General features: G+C 72.2%; 17 protein-coding genes. 12 read left to right on the top strand and 5 right to left on the bottom strand.

Going from position 1 to position 20,531, the window contains the following annotated elements:
* Positions 1-13: 13 nt before the first annotated feature.
* Genes P1V51_08710 through P1V51_08725 form a run of 4 tightly spaced genes read left to right on the top strand, consistent with a single transcriptional unit; the run spans position 14 to position 8,327 of the window.
* Positions 14-862, top strand: coding sequence for a class I SAM-dependent methyltransferase (locus tag P1V51_08710; protein MDF1563111.1), 849 nt, complete (start codon positions 14-16; stop codon positions 860-862).
* 32 nt (positions 863-894) lie between these two features.
* A complete protein-coding gene (locus P1V51_08715) occupies positions 895-1,149 on the top strand; it encodes an acyl carrier protein (GenBank protein MDF1563112.1) in 255 nt (84 codons plus the stop codon).
* A gap of 51 nt (positions 1,150-1,200) precedes the next feature.
* Positions 1,201-7,605 carry an aminotransferase class I/II-fold pyridoxal phosphate-dependent enzyme gene (locus P1V51_08720; protein ID MDF1563113.1) on the top strand — a complete coding sequence of 2,135 codons (6,405 nt, stop codon included), beginning with the start codon at positions 1,201-1,203 and terminating at the stop codon, positions 7,603-7,605.
* Between the two features lie 14 nt (positions 7,606-7,619).
* Positions 7,620-8,327 (top strand): 4'-phosphopantetheinyl transferase superfamily protein, encoded by a 708-nt coding sequence (locus P1V51_08725; GenBank protein MDF1563114.1) that lies wholly within the window; start codon positions 7,620-7,622, stop codon positions 8,325-8,327.
* 132 nt (positions 8,328-8,459) lie between these two features.
* Here P1V51_08725 and P1V51_08730 read toward each other — a convergent pair whose 3' ends face one another.
* Entirely contained in the window at positions 8,460-9,440 is a 981-nt protein-coding gene (locus tag P1V51_08730; GenBank protein ID MDF1563115.1) for an NAD-dependent epimerase/dehydratase family protein, read from the bottom strand.
* 98 nt (positions 9,441-9,538) lie between these two features.
* On the opposite strand from P1V51_08730, the gene P1V51_08735 reads away from it, so the two are divergent.
* From P1V51_08735 to P1V51_08770, 8 genes are read left to right on the top strand one after another with little or no spacing between them, the layout of a single operon-like run.
* The gene (locus P1V51_08735; GenBank protein ID MDF1563116.1) at positions 9,539-9,910 is read left to right on the top strand and encodes a response regulator; all 372 of its coding nucleotides are present in this window, start codon (positions 9,539-9,541) and stop codon (positions 9,908-9,910) included.
* Complete coding sequence (locus tag P1V51_08740) at positions 9,907-10,725, top strand: response regulator (GenBank protein ID MDF1563117.1); 819 nt, start codon at positions 9,907-9,909, stop codon at positions 10,723-10,725. Before P1V51_08735 ends, P1V51_08740 begins: the two co-directional genes overlap by 4 nt.
* A 25-nt stretch (positions 10,726-10,750) precedes the next feature.
* Positions 10,751-11,290 carry a chemotaxis protein CheW gene (locus tag P1V51_08745; protein ID MDF1563118.1) on the top strand — a complete coding sequence of 180 codons (540 nt, stop codon included), beginning with the start codon at positions 10,751-10,753 and terminating at the stop codon, positions 11,288-11,290.
* Positions 11,290-11,709 (top strand): hypothetical protein, encoded by a 420-nt coding sequence (locus P1V51_08750; protein ID MDF1563119.1) that lies wholly within the window; start codon positions 11,290-11,292, stop codon positions 11,707-11,709. Before P1V51_08745 ends, P1V51_08750 begins: the two co-directional genes overlap by 1 nt.
* On the top strand, positions 11,709-12,794 hold the full coding sequence (locus P1V51_08755; GenBank protein MDF1563120.1) for a methyl-accepting chemotaxis protein: 1,086 nt from the start codon (positions 11,709-11,711) through the stop codon (positions 12,792-12,794). Before P1V51_08750 ends, P1V51_08755 begins: the two co-directional genes overlap by 1 nt.
* A complete protein-coding gene (locus P1V51_08760) occupies positions 12,781-15,042 on the top strand; it encodes a response regulator (protein MDF1563121.1) in 2,262 nt (753 codons plus the stop codon). The genes P1V51_08755 and P1V51_08760 overlap by 14 nt, the downstream gene beginning before the upstream one ends.
* A gap of 7 nt (positions 15,043-15,049) precedes the next feature.
* Positions 15,050-16,126, top strand: coding sequence for a chemotaxis-specific protein-glutamate methyltransferase CheB (gene cheB, locus P1V51_08765; protein MDF1563122.1), 1,077 nt, complete (start codon positions 15,050-15,052; stop codon positions 16,124-16,126).
* Positions 16,119-17,594 (top strand): hypothetical protein, encoded by a 1,476-nt coding sequence (locus P1V51_08770; protein MDF1563123.1) that lies wholly within the window; start codon positions 16,119-16,121, stop codon positions 17,592-17,594. Before cheB ends, P1V51_08770 begins: the two co-directional genes overlap by 8 nt.
* Here P1V51_08770 and orn read toward each other — a convergent pair.
* The 4 genes from orn to P1V51_08790 are packed head-to-tail and all read right to left on the bottom strand — an operon-like array spanning position 17,591 to position 20,505.
* Entirely contained in the window at positions 17,591-18,130 is a 540-nt protein-coding gene (gene orn, locus P1V51_08775; GenBank protein MDF1563124.1) for an oligoribonuclease, read from the bottom strand. The two genes, P1V51_08770 and orn, sit on opposite strands and share 4 nt — an antisense overlap.
* Positions 18,131-18,163: 33 nt before the next feature.
* Positions 18,164-18,601, bottom strand: coding sequence for an alternative ribosome rescue aminoacyl-tRNA hydrolase ArfB (gene arfB / locus P1V51_08780; protein MDF1563125.1), 438 nt, complete (start codon positions 18,599-18,601; stop codon positions 18,164-18,166).
* The gene (locus P1V51_08785) at positions 18,598-19,551 is read right to left on the bottom strand and encodes a PKD domain-containing protein (protein ID MDF1563126.1); all 954 of its coding nucleotides are present in this window, start codon (positions 19,549-19,551) and stop codon (positions 18,598-18,600) included. Before P1V51_08785 ends, arfB begins: the two co-directional genes overlap by 4 nt.
* Before the next feature lie 9 nt (positions 19,552-19,560).
* On the bottom strand, positions 19,561-20,505 hold the full coding sequence (locus P1V51_08790) for a PKD domain-containing protein (GenBank protein ID MDF1563127.1): 945 nt from the start codon (positions 20,503-20,505) through the stop codon (positions 19,561-19,563).
* Positions 20,506-20,531: the final 26 nt, after the last annotated feature.

Genomic DNA, 20,531 nt, shown 5'->3' on the forward strand with positions numbered 1-20,531 from the left:
AGGGAGCTCGAGCATGTCGACCCAGGCCGAAGTCGAAGTCAGTTACGACGTCTCCAACGAGTTCTTCCGCCTCTGGCTGGACGAGCGGATGAACTACACCTGCGCGCTCTACGAGGACACCGACAGCCTCGAAGAGGCGCAGATGAAGAAGCTGCACTGGCTGGCGGACGCCGCCAAGGTCAGCCCCGAGGGGCGCTTCCTCGACATCGGCTGCGGCTGGGGTGCCTGCCTGGAGTTCATGGCGACCACCCGCGGCGTGAAGGACTGCACCGGCATCACGCTGTCCCGGTCCCAGCACGCCGAGATCGAGCGGCGGGCCATCCCGGGCGTGAAGGCTCACGTCGTCTCCTACGCCGACTTCCAGCCCGAGCAGAAGTTCGACGCCGTGACCTCCATCTGCATGATGGAGCACATCGCCACCCCCGAGCAGGTGCGCGCGGGCGAGCACATCGCCCTCTACCGGGACTACTTCAAGAAGGCCTGGGAGTGGACCAACCCCGGCGCCTGGTTCGGCCTGCAGACCATCCTGCGCAACCGCGTGCCGCGGAACCGCGAGCACCTGCGGGACATCGGCTGGGTGACCCAGGAGATCTTCCCGGGCGGCCTCTCGCTGCGCCTCGAGGACATCATGATGGCCGTGAACCCCTACTGGGAGATCATGGAGGTCAAGACGCGCCGCGAGGACTACCAGAAGACCTGCGCCGAGTGGCAGCGCCGCCTGCGCCTGAACGAGACCGTCATCCGCGAGAAGTGGGGTGACAAGGTCTTCGACGACTACGACCGCTACCTCGGCGCCTGCGTCACCGGCTTCGAGAACCATTACCAGTCGCTGGCGCAGTATGCTCTGCGCCGCATCGACTAGCCCCCCTTTCGACCGACACCGGAGATTCATCGATGAACGATCAGGAGATCCTGGGCCTCCTCAAGGAGGCCCTCGCCGAGGTGGCCCCCGCGCGCGCCGCCGACTTCGACTCCATCACCCTCGAGGCCACCATCGAGGACCTCGACCTCGACTCCGTCTCCACCATGGAGATGGTCGGCTTCCTCGAGGAGCGGGTCGACGTGATCTTCCCCGACGAGGAGCTCGCCCGCGTCAGCCGCCTGGGCGACCTCGCCGCGCTGATCCGGGGCGAGCGCGTCAGCGCCTGAAGCCCACGGACGACCGACCGCTCCCCACCCAACGCACATAGAGGTGTCCCCATGCGCCAACCGATCGCGATCGTCGGGATGGCCTGCCGCTTCGGCGGCGCAAACGACCTTCACGCCTACTGGGAGCAGGCGCGAGAGGGGCGCGATGCCTTCGCGCCCGTCCCGCCGGATCGGTGGGACACCGAGGTCTTCCTCTCCGACAATCCGCGGGCGACGGACAAGTCCTACGCGCCCCACGGCGCGTGGATAGACGACATCCGGGCCTTCCCGGCCCTGGCGCTGAAGATCCCGCCGCGGCGGGTCGAGGTCATGGATCCGCAGCAGCGCCTCTCCCTCGAGCTGGCCCTGCAGGTCTTCGACGACGCCGGCATCGCCCCGGCCGAGATCGCCGCGCGCTGCGGCGTCTACATGGGCGTCACCGCCACCGAGTACCGCTCGCTCCTCAACAGCCGGGCCACCGCGGCCCTGATGGCCAGCGGCCACCTCGGCAGCGTCGAGGATCCCGAGGCCATCGCCCGGGCCGTCGAGCGGGTCGTGCCCTCCCGGCCCCTCTCGGCGCCGGGCGCGCTGGGCAACATGGTGGCCGCCACGGTCGCCCAGGAGCTGGACCTCAAGGGCCCCGCCTACACCACCGACGCGGCCTGCGCCTCGGCGGCGGTGGCCGTCGCCGACGCCGTGGCCAACCTGCGGGCCGGCACCATCGACGCGGCCGTGGCCGGCGGCGTCTACATCTGCATCACCCCCGACCACCACATCGTCTTCAGCCGCATCGGCGCCATGAGCAAGAGCGGCTACTGCCGCCCCTTCGACTCCCGGGCCGACGGCTTCGTGCAGGGCGACGGCGGCGGCGTGGTCCTCCTCGAGCGCCTCGAGGACGCCATCGCCAAGGGCCGGCGGATCTACGCCGTCATCGAGGGCGTCTCCTCGAACAACGACGGCCGGGGCGACGGCCCCATGGCGCCCCTCGACCAGGGCCAGACCGACGTCATCCTCGACGGGTGGCGGGACGCCGGCCTCGACCCGATGGACCTCGGCTACCACGAGGCCCACGGCACCGGCACCGCGGTGGGCGATCCCACCGAGTTCAAGGCCCTGAACCGGGCCATCGGCGACAAGGCGAGGCGGGTCGCGCTCGGCTCCTCGAAGGCGAACATCGGCCACACGATGTCCGGCGCCGGCGTGGCGGGCCTGATCCGCGCCGCCCTCGCGGTGCACCACTCGAAGCTGCCGCCCATGGCGGGCTTCGAGAAGCCCCGGGACGACATCCCCCTCGAGGGCTCCCCCTTCTTCGTCCCCACCCGGGAGGAGCCCTGGGAGGCCGAGCGCCGCTACGCCAGCGTGAGCTCCTTCGGCTTCGGCGGCACCAACGGCTTCATCGTCCTTCGCAACCTCGAGGAGGCCGAGGCCGGCCGCGTCGCCACGGTGGTCGGCGCCGACCTCCAGGCCGCCCCGGCCGAGCAGGTCGAGCTGGTCCTGATGAGCGCCGGCAGCGAGGCCGACCTGCGCGGTCTCGCCACCCGCACCGCGAAGGTGATGGAGAGCGACTCGTCCCTCACCCTGGCCGGGCTCGCCCGGGCCTGGGCCGGCCGGCCGCGCCAGAGCGTGCGCCTGGGCCTCACGGCCGCGAGCCGCGAGGAGGCCATCGCCCGCCTGCGGGCCGTCGGCGCCGGTGAGGCGGCCGAGGACTGCTTCGTCGGTGAGGCGGCCGAGCACCAGAAGCTCGCCTTCCTCTACCCGGGGCAGGGCGCCCAGCGCCCCGGCATGATCTCGGGCATCCGGGATCGCTTCCCGGTGGTGGCCCGCACCCTGGCCGAGATCGAGGCGGGGCTGGGTGAGACCCTGAGCTGCCCCCTGACCCACCTCCTCTACCCGGAGCGGCGGGCCGAGAAGGTCGACGACGAGACGGCGGCCGCCGAGCTCACCGCCACCGAGAACTGCCAGCCGGCCCTCCTCGCGGTGGGCGTGGCGCTGACCCGCCTCCTCGAGAGCGTGGGCGTGCGCCCGGCGGTGGTCACCGGCCACTCCCTCGGAGAGATGACCGCCGCGGTCGCCGGCGGCGTGCTCACCCCCGCCGGCGGCGCCGCCTTCGTGGCGGAGCGCGGGCGCCGGATGGCCGCCCTGCCCGGCGATCACGGGGCGATGTGCGCCCTGATGACCTCGCCCGACAAGGCCGAGGCCCTGCTGGTCCCCGGCGCCGTGCTGGCGAACTTCAACCATCCCCGCCAGGTCGTCGCCTCGGGCACCACCGAGGCCATCGGGCAGGTGCTCGAGAAGGCCGCCGCCGCGAAGGTGAAGGCCGTCGCCCTGGAGGTCTCCCACGGCTTCCACTCGCCGGCCCTCGACGCCCTGGACTGCGACGACCTGGTGGACGGGCTCGAGATCGCCGATCCGGCCGACGTCGTCTGCGCCTCGGCCATCGACGAGGTGCCCTACGCCGACGCCGCGGCGGCCCGCGAGGTCTTCCGCCGGCACGCCCGCGCGCCGGTGCTCTTCGAGCGCGCCGTCGAGGAGTGCCTGGAGGCCGGGGCCACGATCTTCCTGCAGGTGGGTGCCGGCGGCCCCCTGGCCGCCTTCGCCCGCGGCTGCCTCCCCAAGGGGCAGTACCCGGTCCTCTCCCTGGCGGGGATCGAGGACGAGGACGGCGGCCGCTCGCTGATGGCGACCCTGGCCCGCCTCTTCACCCTCGGCGTCGATCTCGACCCCCGGCCGATCACCGCCCCCGCCACCGTCGCCAGCGTGCCGCCGGTGGTCTGGCCCACCGAGCGCTACTGGGGCGTGAAGGACTCGGCCCAGCTGGGCCTCGAGGTGAAGCTCTCCCGCTCGGCCGGGCAGGCGCCGGCCGAGGCCGCGAAGGTCGTCGCCGAGGCGCCGGCCGCGAGCCCGGCCGCCCCGGCCGACTCCGCCACGGCGGCGGTGGTCGCCGCGGTGGCCAAGGCCAGCGCCTACCCCGAGAGCTCCGTCCGGATGGAGATGACCCTGGTCGATGACCTGGGCTTCGACTCCCTGATGGTGGCCGACCTGGTCGAGGACCTCGTCGCCCGCGTCGAGGGGCTCTCCGGCGTCGAGCAGGACTTCTTCCTCCAGAAGCCCACCGTCGGGATGCTGGTCGAGTACGTCGAGACCCACCAGGGTCAGGCCGCCGAGGTGGTCGACGACGACGCGCCCCTCGCGGCGCTGGCGCCGATCTTCCGTCCCCTCCCGCTGCCCGGGACGGAGCCCGCCACCGCCGCCGGGGTGAAGATCCTGATCAGCGGTGACGACGAGGCGCTGCGCGTCGCGGTCGCCGCCGCCCTCGAGGCCCGGGGCGAGGAGGCGCGCGAGGTCTGGACGCTGGCCCCCGAGGCCGCCGCCACCGACGGCGTGGCCGACCTGGTGGTCTGGTGCGCCGCCTCCGGCGCCCGCCCCGACGAGGACCGCGCCGCGGCCCTGCTGGCGGCCCTGGCCCACCAGGCCCGGGAGAAGGCGAGCCCCGATCTGCTCCTCCTGCGCCGGGAGCAGGACGCGAGCGCGGAGGCCCTCTCGGGCGTCGTGCGGGCGGTGGCCAAGGAGTGGCCCGAGGCCCGGACGAAGGCCCTCTCCTTCGCGGAGGGCACGGAGCCCGCCGCCATCGCCGCCCGCGTCCTGACCGAGTGGCGCTCGGACGATCGCAGCGTCGACGTCTGCTACCGCGGCGACGAGCGGCTCGTCGCCGGCCTCGCGCCCCTGGCCGCCCCTCAGCCCCTCGACCTCGCCGGCGAGACCTTCCTGGTCTCCGGCGGCACGCGGGGCATCGGCGGCAAGCTCGCCGCGCGCCTGCTGGAGGGTGGCGCCCGGGTGGTCCTCCTGGGCCGCTCCGCGCCCTCCGCCGAGATGCAGGCGGTGCTCGAGGCCGCTGGCGAGCGGGCCAGCGTGCTCGCCGCGGATGTCACCGATCGCGCCGCCCTCGAGGCCGCGCTCGAGGCCCTCCCGGGCGGCCGCCCGGAGATCACCCGCGTGATCCACGCCGCCGGCGTCCTCGCCGATGGCGCCCTCGAGTCCGTGAAGGCCGAGGCCGGCGCCCTCGCCCGCGCGGTGAAGGTGCAGGGCTTCGGGAACCTCATCGCGGTGGCCGGCAAGAGCCTGCGCCATGCGCTGGCCATCGGCTCCTGGGCCGGGCGCTTCGGCAACAAGCACCAGGCCCACTACGCCGCCGCCAACGCCGGCCTCGCGGGCCTGACCGGGCTCCTCGGCCTGGAGCTGCCGGTGGTGGTCGCCGAGTTCGGCCCCTGGAGCGACTCGGAGATGGTGGCCACCATCCCCGAGGCGGTGCAGGCGGCGATGCGGGCCGAGGGCGTCGACTTCGTGGGCACCGAGGCCGGCCTCGCCGCGCTGATCGAGGACCTCGCCCGGCCCACGGGCGTGGTCGTCCACGGGCGCCGCCTGCCGCTGCTGCAGCGCCGCTACCAGGCCAGCGAGACCCTCTCGGTGGAGACCCACCCCTACCTCCTCGACCACGCCCTGGAGGGCACGCCGGTGCTGCCCCTGGCCGCGGCGGCCGATCTCCTGGCCGACGCCGGTGGCCTCACGCCGCCCTTCGAGCTGCGCGACCTGCGCCTCTTCGGCGGCGTGGCGGTGGCGAAGGGGGAGGGCACCCGCATCGGCCTCGAGGCCCGCGGCGGCAAGCTGCGCCTGACCCGGGGCGAGAAGCGGCAGCTGGCCTACGAGGCCCGCGTCGCGCCCCTGGGCGAGCTCGAGCTGCCCCCGCCCCGCGAGGGCGGCGAGGCGCCGGGGCTCTCCCTGAAGGCCTTCTACGACGAGGTCACCTTCCACGGACCCCTGCTGCAGGGCATCACCGCCATCGAGGGGGTGGGGGAGGACTTCGTCCGCGGCCGGGTCCGCACCGGCCTGCCGAGGGACTGGATCCCCGGCACCCACCGGGAGCGCTGGAGCGTCGATCCGCTGGCCCTCGACAGCGCCATGCAGCTCTCGGGCTACGTGGCCTGGACGAAGCTGGGGCGGGCGGGCACGCCGGTCTCCATCGGGCGGCTCTGCCAGCTGGCGCCCCTGCCCGCGGGCGAGGTGCTCGCCGAGGTGACCTTCGACGCGCCGGATCCCGGCGCCGCCTCCGATCGCTTCGTGGGCACGGTCCGCCTGCGGGACGCGAGCGGCCAGCTGCTGCTCCTCTGCGAGGAGGTCGTGGCCAACCTGGAGAAGGCCGAGGCCCCCGAGGTCGCGGCGAGCGAGGCCGGCCCGGCCGCGGCGCCGAGCTTCGATCCGGCGAGCGTCGATCCGGGCGAGTGGCCCGAGGTGAAGGACCTCGAGCTGCGCCTCTCGATGGCCGAGGCCGCGGGGATCGCGAACCCCTACTTCCGGGTCCACCAGGGCACCGCCCGCGACACCTCCACGGTGGACGGCCGGGCCCTCAAGAACTTCTCCTCCTACAACTACCTGGGCCTCTCGGGCGATCCCCGGGTGGTGGAGCAGGTGGGGGTGGCGGTCGCGCGCTACGGGACCTCGGTCTCGGCGTCCCGCGTCGCCTCGGGGGAGCGGCCCTTCCACGGTGAGCTCGAGAAGGAGCTGGCCGCGGCGCAGGGCGCCGAGGACGCCCTCGTCTTCACGGCGGGCCACGCCACTAACGTGAACGCCATCGGGCACCTCTTCGGCGAGAAGGACCTGGTCCTCCACGACGAGCTGATCCACGACTCGATCCTCCAGGGCATCCACCTCTCCGGCGCCGCCCGGCGGGGCTTCCGCCACGACGATCCCTCCCACCTCGAGGCCCAGCTCGCGCAGCTGCGAGGCCACTACGAGAAGGTGCTGATCGTGGTCGAGGGGGTCTACTCGATGGACGGCGACGTCTGTCAGCTGCCGGCTTACGTCGAGCTCAAGGAGCGCTACGGCTGCCTGCTGATGGTGGACGAGGCCCACTCCTTCGGGGTCATCGGCGCCACCGGCCGCGGCGTGGGCGAGCACCACGGCGTCCCCGGCTCGAAGGTCGACCTCTGGATGGGCACCCTCTCCAAGAGCCTCGCCTCCTGCGGCGGCTGGATCGCCGGCAGCGAGCGCCTGGTGCGCTACCTGCGCTACACCGCCCCCGGCTTCGTCTACTCGGCGGGCCTGACCCCGGCCAACGGGGTGGCGGCGCTGGCCTCCCTGCGCCTCATGCTGGCGGAGCCCGAGCGGGTGACGCGGCTGCAGGAGGGCGCCCGGCGCTTCCGCCAGGCCCTGGTCGATCATGGCGTCGACACCGGCCCGGCCCGGGGCGAGTCGGCGGTGGTGCCGGCGGTGACCGGCAACTCGATGCACGCCCTCCTGCTCTCGGCGCGCCTGCTGGAGCAGGGGATCAACGTGCAGCCGATCATGTACCCGGCGGTGGCGGACGACGCGGCGCGCCTGCGCTTCTTCCTCTCCTGCCTGCACACCGACGCCCAGCTCGACGAGACCGCCGAGGCGGTGGCCACGACCCTGGCGAAGCTGCGGGAGGAGATGCCCGCGTAGCGGGCAGCCGGCTCATGCGAGTCCGCCTGCGCCTCGCCGATCCGGGAAGCCTCTCCTCCGCCGAGCTCGTGCGGGCGAGGGCGCTCCTCGGCGAGGAGGAGCGCGCCTACCTCGAGCGCTGCCGCCATCCCCGCCGGCAGCGGGAGTACCTCGTCGGGCGGGCCCTGCTGCGCCTCACCCTGGCCGAGCGGCTGGGGGAGCCCGCCGCGGCCCTGGCCTTCGAGGAGGGAGAGCGGGGGCGGCCCGGGCTGATCGGGGCGCCCGAGGGGGCTCCGAGCTTCAACCTCTCCCACACCCAGGGCCTCCTGGTGCTGGCCCTGGCGCCGGCGCAGTCCTCGGTGGGGGTCGATCTCGAGTACACCCCGAGGCGGCTGGAGCTCGACCGGTTGGCCCGGCGACACTTCACCGAGGCAGAGCACGCGGCGATGCTCGCCCTCCCCGAGGAGGTGCAGCGGGAGCGCTTCTTCGAGCTGTGGACCCTGAAGGAGGCCTACATGAAGGCGAGGGGCCTCGGCTTCGCGCTGCCGTCACGGTCCTTCGGGTTCGGGATCGAGGGGGGGAGGGTGGTGAGCTTCCGGCCGGAGGCCGGGCGCGAGGACGAGGCGGGGTCGTGGTCCTTCTCTCTCGACACGCCGACGGCCACGCACCAGGTGGCCGTGGCGGCGTTCACAGGGGGTGAGGGGGTCGAGTTCGTCAGCGAGTGGGTCAGGTCGCTCGACTGAGCCGTACACGCGCACGTACACGTACCCGTACACGGCTTTTCCTCTGGATAGGTGCGGCGCCGACGGGCACCCGGGAGAACCCGAGCACGTGTACGTGTACGTGTACGTGCTCGTGGGGGCGCAACCCGCCCCTCAGAGCCACCGCTCCTTCCGATACCACTCCACCGTCAAAGGCACCCCCTCCTTCCAGGGATACCTCGGCTTCCATCCCACCAGCTCCTCCATCGAGGCGGGGCTGCAGAGCCAGTGACCCTCCAGCGCATTGACCTTGTTCCGGGTCAACATCACCGCCTTGCCGGTGAGCTTCCCCCAGGCCTCGGAGAAGAGGGCCACGAAGCGGAAGAGCCAGACCGGCAGCGCGAGGCGCAGGGCCCAGCTCTTGCCCAGGGACTCGAGGATGACCTCGCCCATCTCGCCCCAGGTGTAGTCGGCGCCGTCGGTGAGGTAGTGGGTGGTCCCGCTCGGGTGGTCGGTGAGGAGGGTCTTCACGATCGCCTCCGCCGCGTCGGGCCCGTAGACCACCGTCGCCCGGAGGTGGCCCCCCCCCATCAGGGGCATCAGCCCCCGGGAGACCGACTGGAAGAAGGCGAACATCTCGATGTCCCGCGGGCCGTAGATGGCGGTGGGGCGCAGGATCGTCACCGGCAGGCGATCGGCGTACTCCAGCACCACCTTCTCGGCGGCCAGCTTGCTCTCCCCGTAGTGGGTCACGGGGTGGGGCTCGGCCCGGGAGGTGTCCTCCTCGGCGGTCGGGCTGGGACCCTGGGCCTCGAGGGAGGAGATGTGGACGAAGCGCTTCAGCGCCGGGGCGGCCGCCAGGACCTCCTCGACGAGGGTGCGGGTGCCCCCCTCGTTGACCCGGAAGAACTCCTCGCGGGAGCGCGCCTTCACGATGCCGGCGCAGTGGACGACCCCCTCGCAGCCCTCCAGGGCCTCGGCCAGCCCCTCTCCCGTCTCGAGGGAGGCGTGGACGAGCTCGACCCCCAGGGCCTCCAGGTGGTCGGTCTTGCTGGAGGCCCGGACCAGGGCCCGGACCTCGTGCTGCTCGGCGATCAGCTTCTCGGCGACGTGGGAGCCGAGGAAGCCGGTGCCTCCGGTGAGAAAGATCTTCATCTGCTGGGAATTCCTCCTGGTAGGCCCTGCTACACCATGCCCGGCTCCCCTGCCAATCGGCTTGTCCCCCGAGCCAGGGGGGGCGTATTGTGTGCGGAATGAAACGCGTCGTGCTCATCGACGACAGCGAGCTCGTGCTGGACGTCGTGGGGGGAGCCCTGGAGGACGCCGGGATCGAGGTGACGGCTCTGGAAGAGCCGGTCGCCGATCAGGTCGCCGGTGATCGCCCGCCAGACATGATCCTCCTCGACATCAACATGCCTCAGATGTACGGCGACGACGTCGTCGGCTACTTCCGCGAGGCCTGTGGCATCGAGGCGCCGATCTACCTCTTCTCGGACATCCCGGAGGAGGAGCTCATCAAGCGGGCCGAGGCCGTGGGTGCCTCTGGCTTCATCTGGAAGGGTCGGGGGATCGAGCACGTGGTCGAAGAGGCCCTGAAGATCCTCGAGTCCCTGGGGTCCGGATGAGCTCGGATCGCGAGGCTTCCTTCGAAGCACGATTCGCCCAGAGCTGCATCGCCCGCCGGGAACGCATCCTGGCCCTGTTGCAGCAGGGCGGTATGCAGAAGGCCCCGGAGATGGTCGCCGAGACCATCCGGATCGAGGCGCACAGCCTCGCGGGGGAGGCCGCCCTGCTCCGGCTGGAGACCGTCCACGACGCCGCCGCCCTGCTCGAGAACCTCTTCGAGCGGGACGAGGTCCGGGCGGGGGGCGAGGCCCTGATGCAGGCCGTGGGCTGGTTCGAGCAGCTCACCGAGCTCGCGGGTCGGGGACCCCAGGGGGGCGAGATCGCCCGCCGGGCCCTCCAGACCCTGGCCAAGGAGATCGGCGAGGCCGCCAGCGCCGACAACTGGTGGCTCGCCCCTCCGGGGGGCGAGGACGAGGCGCCCGAGCCCGGCGGTGAGGCCCGGCCCCGGGTCCTGATCCTCGACGACTCCGAGATCTCGAGGGAGGCCATGGCGGGCATCCTCGAGGAGAGGAACTACCCGGTGGAGACCGCGGGGGATCTGCTGGAGTTCGAGGAGCTGCTGGCCTCCTTCAGGCCGGAGGTGGTGCTCTCGGACCTGAACATGCCGGACATCCAGGGGGACGAGATCTGCCGGACGCTCAAGCAGCGCTTCGAGACCGAGGGGGTGCCCATCATCTTGATCTCCAGCCTCCCCGATGAGGAGCTGGCGGTGCGGGCCCAGGCCGCGGGGGCCGACGGCTTCGTCTCCAAGCACCACGGGCCCGACAGTCTCCTCGATCTCCTCGACGAGCTCCTCTCGCAGATCATCTTCTAACTAAGACCTTCTCCCAGACGGTGGCATGGTGGGCGACGGACCACGCAGCAAGGACGATCGGCTCTTCGATGCCGCCGAGGCGCAGCGAGAGGCCCGCGGCTCGCTCGAGGAGGCCGTCGCCGGTGCTCAGCGCGAGGCGCTGCTCGCCTTCGAGCTCGGCCCCCACACCGTGGCGGTGAAGGCCGAGCACATCCACGAGGTCACCGACCCCATCGCCCCCGTGCCCCTCCCCCAGGCGCCGGCCCACGTGAAGGGGCTGGTGCTGGTCGGCGAGCGCATCCTGCCGCAGGTCGACCTCCTCCACTTCCTGCGGCTCGAGGAGGTCGAGCGGGACAAGGACGCCTTCGGCCGGATGCTGGTGGTCGAGGCGGGCACCGACCGGGTGGCCCTGCTCTGCGGGCGGGTGCGCGGGCTGACCGAGCGCCACGGCCGCACCATCCTCGAGCCCTCGGTCCTCAACGGCACGGTGCTCGGGCCCTACCTGGCCGGAGAGATCCACGACGCCCACCAGGTCATCGGGGTCATCGACCTCGGCGCCCTCCTCGCGGCGGCGGCGGTGCGGTGATGGCGCGCTACGCCGGCCAGATGGAGATCGCCCTGACCCGCGCCGGCCACGTCGCGGTGGCGGTGCCGGCCGACCGGGTCGCCGGGGTGCGGCGCGGCGAGGGCGACGACGACGAGGTCCCCCGCCTGAGCCTGGCCTCCTGCCTGGGCCTGGCCGCCCCGGGGGCGCGGCCGGCGAGCCGCTTCTTGCAGGTGATGACCGAGGGGGGGGCTTACGAGCTGGGGGTGGACGGCAAGGTGGAGATCCGGCGGGTGGAGCTCGCCTCGCTCCACCGCCTGCCCGAGCTGGTGAGCGACCTGGGCCCCAGGATCGGGATCTCGGGTCTACTGGAGCTCGACGACGGGCTCGTTTTCTTCATCGATCTCGATGTGATGACCCGCTGGGCGCTGCGAGATCGAGAGGTTCGAGGAGAGAGCTGATGCAGATGAGGATCAGGACGAAGCTGGTCGCACTCGCCGGGGGGGTCTCGCTGGCCACCGTGGTCGTGCAGTCGATCGTCGCGGGCACGCAGGCGGGTGGGAGCACGGCCGTCCTGCTGATCGTGAGCGCGGTGATGATCGGGCTGTCGTTGCTCGCCGGATTCCTGATGGGGCAGAACCTCTCGAGCCGGGTGGTCGAGCTGGCGGACACCACTCAGGCCATGGCCGAGGGTGACCTCTCCCGGGAGAAGATGGACGTCGGCGGCCAGGACGAGGTCGGCCGGCTGGCCCGCTCCCTCGAGGCGCTGGTCGCGACGCAGCGGAGCCTGGTCAGCCAGATCACCGAAACCGCCGTGCAGCTCAACAGCACCGCGGGAGAGTTCATGGCGACCGCCCAGCAGTATGACCGCGGCGCCACCGAGCAGGCCAGCGCGGTCGAGGAGACCCGCCGGACCCTCGACGCCCTGATCCACTCCGGGCACACCATCGCCGATTCGGCCCAGGACGTGCTCCAGAACGCCGAGCGCACCCAGCAGAACAGCGTCGTGATGGCGGAGCACATCTCGACCCTCTCGGAGCAGGTCCAGCGGATCACCGAGATCCTCGAGGTCATCAAGGCCATCGCCAACAAGTCCGAGCTCCTCGCCCTGAACGCCGCCCTGGAGGGCACCAAGGCCGGCGAGGCCGGCCGGGGCTTCTCCCTCGTGGCCGGCGAGATGCAGCGGCTGGCCGAGAACGTCATGGAGGCCGTCCGGGACATCCGCGAGCTCACCGGGCAGATCCGGGAGTCGACCCAGGCCTCGGTGCTGGCCACCGAGGAGAGCACCAAGCTCTCCGGCGGGACGACCCGCTCCTCCCGCCAGATCGCGATGATCATCCAGCAGCAGCAGTCGGGGACCGAGCAGGTCGCCGCGGCCATGGACGACGTGAGCAAGATCGCCACCCAGTCCGCGGGCTCCGCGCGGGAGATCGTCTCCTCGACCACCGACATCCTGCAGCTCTGTGAGCGGCTCCAGTCCCTGGTAGGCAGCTTCCAGTTCGAGGCGGCCGACCCGGAGGTGGGTTCTTCGAGTGGCCACGCGTAGCGATCGCCGAAAGCGACTGCTCGCGAAGTTCGCGACGGTCGCCCGGGAGCGCCTCACCCGGATGGGTGAGCTCCTGGCGCACCTCCTCGAGGAGGGGGGGGACGAGGAGGCCGTGACCACCCTCATGCGGGAGATCCACACCCTCAAGGGGGAGTCCCGCCTGATGGGCTTCGGGCGCGTCAACGAGCTCTCCCATCGCACCGAGGACCTCCTGGCCTGGGCGCGGGACAAGGCCTTCCAGATCGACGCGGACGCCTCCGAGCTGATCACCTTCGGCTTCGATCTGATGCGCAAGCGCGTGGACGATCCCGACGCCTCCGAGGACGACCACACCGACGAGGAGAAGGGCTACCTCGCCTCCCTCGCCGCCTGCCTCGGCGAGGGCGAGGCGGCCGAGGGCGGGCCGCCGGAGGAGACGCCGGCCGCGGAGTCCGCGCCGCCGCCGAAGCCCGAGCCGGCGGCGCCGGCCCCGGCACCCGAGCCGGCGATGGTGAAGTTCAGCGAGCCCGCCGACGACGACGAGGACAGCGAGCCGGAGTCCTCCGACGAGGACAGCGAGCCGGAGTCCTCCGACGAGCCCACCGGCCGCCGGACCCAGGCCGTCCTCGGCCGCAAGCGCACCCGGGACTTCGTCCGGATCAGCAACGAGGAGGTGGCGGCCCTGACCGAGCTCTCGGCCGACCTCCTCTCGCGGCAGGCCAACATCCACGCGACCATCGAGCAGCTCCTGGCCCGGGATCGCACCGCGCTGGATCGCGAGACCGCGTCCCTGATCCGCGCGCTCGCCGACGCCAGCGCCGAGATCGGCGCCCGGATCGACGCCCTCCAGGGGAGAGTGAGGCACCTGCGCCTCCACGAGGTGCAGGACCTCTTCGAGCGCTACCCGCCGGCCATCCGTGAGCTCGGCCGCGAGCAGGGCAAGCGGGTGAAGGTGGTGGTCGAGCCGACGACGGTCGCCGTGGACCGCCGCGTCCTCGAGACCCTCGACGAGGCGATGCTCCACCTCGTCCGCAACAGCGTCGATCACGGCCTGGAGTCGGCCGAAGATCGCAAGCGGACCGGCAAGAAGGAGTTCGGCACCGTCACCCTCTCGGCCCGCCCCCTCGGCGCGCGGGTGGAGGTGACGATCCAGGACGACGGCCGGGGGGTCGACGTCGATCGGGTCCGCGCCGCCGCCATCGAGCGGGGCAAGGTGGGGGCCGCCGAGGCCGCCGAGCTGGGTGAGGAGTCGATCCTGCAGCTCGTCTTCGAGCCGGGGCTCTCCACCCGCGAGACCATCACCGACATCTCCGGCCGCGGCGTGGGCCTCGACGTCGTCAAGCGCCACGTCGCCAGCCTGGGGGGCACGGTCCACCTCTCCACCCGCCCCGGCCAGGGTACGACCTTCACCATGACCCTGCCGGTCTCCGCCTCGCTCGCCGAGGTGCTGATCGTGCGCGCCGGGCGCTCGCTCTACGCCGTGCCCTCGACCCAGGTCGAGCGCCTGATCCGGGTGGAGCGCCCCGAGATCCGGCAGCTGGGTGAGCGGAGCATCCTCGAGATAGACGGCGAGCCCCTGCCCCTGGTCTCGCTCCGCGAGCTGATGGTCGGCACCCGGGTGGGCGAGCCGGAGGTCTGGCCCCTCTCGGTGGCCGTCCTCGCCCGGGCCGGCAAGCGCCTCTCGGTGTGGGTCGACCAGTTCCTCGGCGAGCACCGACTGGTGCAGCACACCCTGGGAGACTTCCTCAAGGGGATCCGGCGGGTGAGCGGGACGGTCGTGGCGGGCGAGCAGGATCTGGCGCTGGTGGTGAACGTCCCCGAGGTGCTCGAGCACTGGGGCGAGGGGCAGACCACGATGGTCACCCAGGAGGCCGCCATCGTGGACACCGGCCGCCCGACGCGGATCCTCATCGTGGAGGACTCCGAGCTGACCCGCGACATGCTGGTCGGCCTCGCCGAGCGGATCGGCCTCGAGACCCTCGAGGCGGTGAACGGCAAGGACGCCCTGAGCCGCGTCGAGAAGGAGCCCGATCTGATCCTCACCGACCTCGACATGCCGGTGATGGACGGCTTCGCCTTCCTCGAGGCCTTCCGGGCGCGACCCGACGGCAAGGAGACGCCGGTGATCGTCCTCTCCACGCGGGGCTCGGACGAGGACAAGCGGCGGGCCATGGCCGCGGGGGCGAACGCTTACGTGATCAAGGCGGAGTTCTCGGAGGCGACCTTCCGGGACCTCCTCTCCCACTTCGTCGCGTTACCTCAGAAGTGAGCGCACCATGAGCAAGGTCGTCAGAATTCTGGTGGTGGACGACTCTCCTCTCTTCGTCGAGGCCCTCACGATGGTCCTCGAGGAGGATCCGGAGCTGACGGTCGTCGGCTTCGCGGGCGACGGGGTCGCCGCCCTCCGGATGGTGGAGAAGCTCGAGCCCGATCTGATCACCATGGACATCCAGATGCCGCAGATGGATGGCCTGACGGCGGTCGAGAAGATCATGTCGAGCCGGCCCACGCCGATCCTCATGCTCACCGGGGATCCGGCCCGGACCGGAAAGAAGTGGCACTTCGACGCCCTCAAGCGCGGCGCGCTCGATCTGCAGGTGAAGCCCCGGCTCATCACGGAGATCGGGGCCGACCAGGCGACGGTGGAGGCGGAGGCCGAGGCGCTGCGAGCCCACATCAAGCTGCTGGCCTCGGTGCCCGTCGTCTATCGCCGGCAGCGCACCGGGACCATCACCGGCACCCACCGCGCGCGCTCGGCGCAGCCGAGCAGCACGCCTCGGCTCGGCGCCGTGGGGATCGTCTCCTCGACCGGCGGGCCGCCCGTGCTGGCGGAGATCCTCGAGGGCCTCCCGGCGGACTTCCCTCTGCCGATCCTGGTGGTGCAGCACCTCGCGGCGGGCTTCGCGCCGCACCTGGTGGACTGGCTGCGCAGCGCCACCCAGCTGAAGGTCGAGATGGCCGCGGAGGGCGCGCACCCCGAGCCGGGCAAGGTCTACGTGGCGCCCTCGGGCCGGCACCTCGTGCTGGACGGACGGGGCAACCTCCACCTGGACGGCAACACACCGCCCTTCCACGGCCACCGCCCCGCGGGGACGATCCTCCTCGAGAGCATGGCCCGGCAGTGCGGCGCCGCTGCCGTGGGGCTGGTGCTCACCGGGATGGGGGTCGATGGCGCCCGCGGCCTGGCGGCCATCGGAGAGCGAGGGGGGGCGACGCTGGCGCAGGACGAGCAGAGCAGCGCGGTCTACGGGATGCCCCGGGCCGCCGCGGAGGAGGGCAAGGCCTCCCTGATCGTCCCCCGGCACGAGCTCGCCCGAACCCTCCTCGAGGTCTCCCGGCGGCGCGTTGGCTGATTCGGGCGCCAGTGGGGCCGTCGAGCCCCGGTGGATCGGCGAGCTGCTGGAGGTCGTCGAGCAGCGGGTCGGTCTGGATCTGGACATCGCCCAGCAGCGCGAGCGGCTCGTCCCCTGGGTGGAGAGCCGGGTGCGGACCCTGGGCCTGCCCTCGGCCGAGGCCTACGCGGCCCGCCTCTCCCTCGAGGCCGGGCTGGGCGCCGAGTGGGACACCTGCATCCGCGCCCTGACCAACGGCCAGACCTTCTTCTTCCGCGACCCCGAGCACTTCGAGCTGGTCGCCCGGCTGCTCCAGGGACTGGCGAAGATCCGCAAGGGGCCGCTGCAGATCTGGTGCGCGGCCACCTCCTCGGGGGAGGAGCCCTACACCCTGGCGATGCTCGGTCAGGAGCTGGAGCTCGACGTCGAGATCCGCGCGACGGACCTGAACCCCTCCTTCCTCGCCCGCGCCCGGCTGGGGCAGTACAGCCCCTGGGCGATGCGGAACGTCGACGAGGCCCGCCGCCGCCGCTTCTTCAAGCAGCGCGGGGAGACCTTCGCCGTGCGCGACTCCCTGCGCCAGCGCATCATCTTCGAGCAGTACAACCTCATGGACGTCGTCCCGCCGCGGCCGGCCCGGGGCGGCCGCTGGGACATGGTGCTCTGCCGGAACGTCTTCCTCTACTTCCGGCCCGAGCGGGTCCAGGAGATCGTCTGGCGGGTCTCCCGCAGCCTCTCCCCGGACGGCGCCCTCATCCTGGGGTCCTCGGAGTCCCTGGTGGGCCTCAACGTGCCGGTCGAGCTCCAGCGCGACGGCACGCGGACCTTCTACCGGCCCGCGATGGCGGGCGGACCGGCCCCGGGCATCGCCGCCCTGCGCCGCAACGAGCACCGCTGGCATCCCCCGCTGGGGAAGGACCACCGCCCGGTGGTGAGGCGTCCGAAGCCGCCCGCGGTGAAGGCGCCCGAGCCGCCGCCGCCCCCGCCACCCCCGCCACCCCCTCCCGCCCGCGAGGCCGAGTCGCCCCTGGAGCGCCTGATGGCCGCGGTGCGGGAGGACGATCTCGACAAGGCGCGCCGGGCGCTCGGCAAGATCGGTGACGAGCCCGGGGCGGTCCTGCCGGGCCTGCTGCGGGGGCACGTCGAGCTGCGGGCGGGAGACTTCGACCGGGCCCTCCAGGCCTACGGCGAGGCCGAGGAGATCGATCCCTTCCACCCCGAGGTCCACCTCTTCAAGGGCCTGGCCATGCGCAAGGCCCAGCGCTGGAGCGAGGCCGAGGAGGCGCTGCGCCACGCCCTCTTCCTCGCGCCCCACATGGCACCGGCCGCGGCGCTCCTGGTGGGCACCTACCGTCGCCTGGGGAGGGAGAAGGAGGCCGAGCGGGAGGCCGCGCGCCTCGACCGCCTCGTCGCCTCGGGGGCGAGCACCTTCGCCTTCCTGACCCCCGAGGTCTTCCTCGGGTGGTTCAACCTCGTGGCGGCCCGCTAGCGGAAGATCCGCGAGCGGTAGAAGCGCAGCTCCTCGATCGACTGCTGGATGTCGGCCAGGGCCGTGTGCTGGCCGAGCTCGGGCTTGGAGTACTCGAGGTCGTACCAGCTGCGGGCGAGCTCCTTGATCCCCGAGACGTCGATCATCCGGTAGTGGAGGTAGCCGGAGAGCTGGGGCATGTAGGCGTCGAGGAACTTCCGGTCGGAGTGGATCGAGTTGCCGCAGAGGATGGCCTTCCGGTACTCGGCCACCGCCGTGATCCGGGCCATCGTCTCCTGCTCCGCCTCGCGCAGGCCGGTCTCCGAGGCGCGGATCTGCGGGAGCAGCCCGCTCTTCTCGTGCATCCGCCGGACGAAGGGGCTCATCTGGTCGAGCACCGCGTCGGGCTGCCAGATCGTCACCTCGTAGGGGTCGCCGAGCTGCTCGAGCTGGGAGTTGGTGATGATCATGCCGAGCTGCACGATGTGGCAGCTGGCGGGATCGAGCCCGGTCATCTCCAGGTCGATCCAGACGAGTGGGGCAGCGTGCTCGGCCATGGGCGACAGGATAGCCTCCTTCGCCGCCGCAGGTCAGTCGTCGTGGGGCCGGCGGCGGGCCTGCTTGCGCTCGCTCTGGCGCTTCTTGGCCTCCAGGCGGCGCCGCTTCGAGGCCCGGGAGGGCTTCGTCTTCTTCCGGGGCTTCGGGGGCACCCGGGCCGCCCGGATCAGCTCGACGAGGCGGTCGCGGGCCTCCTCGAGGTTCCTCCCCTGGGTGCGGTGGCGCCAGGCGCGGACCACCAGCCGGCCCTCCCGATCCAGCCGGCTCGCCGCGAGGGCGCGCAGCCGCCGCAGGACCGGCGCGGGGAGGAGCGCCTGCTCGTCGCAGGCCGGGAGGTCGAGGCGCAGCGTCACCTTAGTGGAGGTCTTGTTGACCTTCTGGCCGCCGGGGCCCGGCGCGCGGCTCGCCTCCCAGGAGAGCACCTCGGCCGGGAGGACGAGCCCCTCGTCGATCGGCAGGGGCTCGCTCACCGGGGGGTGCCGGTGACCGAGAAGGCCGCCGAGCACTGGCAGCCGATGATGCCGGGGTAGAAGGGCGCGGCGGTGCCGCTGAAGGTGCCGTCGCCGGCGAAGGTCGCCGAGAGCACCGCGTCGACGGTGGTGTCGATGCAGCCGCCGCCGGTGGGGGCGCTGTAGGCGGAGGAGAGGGAGAGCGAGGTCCCGCTCAGGGTGCCGGTCCAGGTGTGGCCGGTGTTGCCCTGGCCGGTGACGTTCCCCTCGGCGTCGAGCACCGTCAGGGTGAGCACCGTGTCGGTGAAGGAGGCGGTGTAGCCGCCGCAGTTCGCGTTGATGGGCGTGATGGCCAGGTCGTAGACCCCGTCGATGTCGATCGGGAAGACCTCGATGGGCCCGCTCCACTCGCCGCTGCGGGCGTCGATGTCCTCGACCGTGAGGCGCACCGTGAAGGTGCCCGAGCGATCGTAGGTGTGGGTGACGGTCTCGCCGGTGGCCGTGGTGCCGTCCCCGAAGCTCCAGCGCCAGGCCGAGATCGCGGCGGCGGCGGTGGAGCCGGTGGCGTCGAAGGTGATCGGCTCCCCGGCGTGCACCGGGGTGGGGAAGCTGGCCACGGCGACCGGCACCGGCTCGGCGATGGTCACCAGGGCCTGGTCCTGGTCCTCGGCGTTCCGGTCGTCGGTGACCGTGAGGGTGGCCAGGTAGTTACCTCCGTCGGCGTAGGTGTGGCTCACCACCACCCCCGAGGCCTCGCTGCCGTCGCCGAAGTTCCAGAGGTAGCTGACGATCTCGCCGTCGAGATCGGTCGAGGCGCTGCCGTCGAAGAAGAGCTCCTCACCGGCGTTGCCCGAGAGGTCGGGGCCGGCCTGGGCCTCGGGCGGATCGTTGTTCAGGTCCGGCCGGTGCTCGTTGCGGCCGCTGCAGGCCGCCAGCAGGAGGACGGCGATGAGGGAGAGGCGCCGACGCATGGGGGGCTCCTAGAGCTTCGTGCCCGCCACGGGCTTGTCGACGCAGTTGAGCAGGCCGCCGGTGTCGATGCTGTAGACGCCGGTGAAGGTGGTGGCGGTGTCGAAGGTCGCGGTGATGATCTGGGTGATGGGGATGCCCATCGAGCTGTCCGTGTAGCTCACCTGCCACTGGGTGGCGTTGAGCATGCCAGTGTAGGTCTGGACCGTGGAGCCGCCGGCCAGCTCCTCGACGCTCATGTTGTTGCCGTTCAGCGTGATCCGCAGCTCGGAGTCCTGGAAGGTGCCGCAGGTGTCGGTGCGCAGGGACTCGTCGGTGAGGTACCAGCGCCACATCCCGCCGTAGCCCGCCGGGCCGGCCTCGATGACCATGGTCTGGGTCGCGGTGTCCGAGGCGCCGTCGTCGTCGTAGACGGTGAGGCTGGCCTCGAAGGTGCCCGCGCTGGCGTAGGCGTGGTCCACGGCCTGGCCGGCGCTGGTGGTGCCGTCGCCGAAGTCCCAGTCGTAGCGCACGATGCTGCCGTCGTCGGTGGAGCCGGCGCCGTCGAAGCGGATGTTCTCGCCCACGCCCGCGGTGGTGGGGGCGCTGATCACGGCCTCCGGGGCCGCGTTGGCGTCGATGAGGATCGAGGCGGTGGCCTGGCCGGTGTCGCCGATGTTGTCGGTGACCGTCAGGGTGACCACGAAGGTGCCGCCCGCGTTGTAGATGTGCTGGGCGATCTCGCCGGACGCGGTGGCGCCGTCACCGAAGTCCCAGGACCAGGTGACGATCCGGCCGTCGATGTCGCTCGAGCCCGAGCCGTCCACCGAGAGCACGGCGCCGGCGGTGCCCGTGACCGGGGCGGAGATCACCGCGGTGGGAGGGTTGTTGTTGATGTTCTGGATGTCGTCCCCGCCGCAGGCGGCGGCGAAGACGATGAGGAGCGCAGGCAGCAGGTTGAGCGCACGCGTGGCCACTTCTTCTTCCTCCCTCGGGTCGGTAC

It is taken from the genome of Deltaproteobacteria bacterium (assembly GCA_029210625.1).
Classification (GTDB): Bacteria; Myxococcota; Myxococcia; order SLRQ01; family SLRQ01; genus JARGFU01.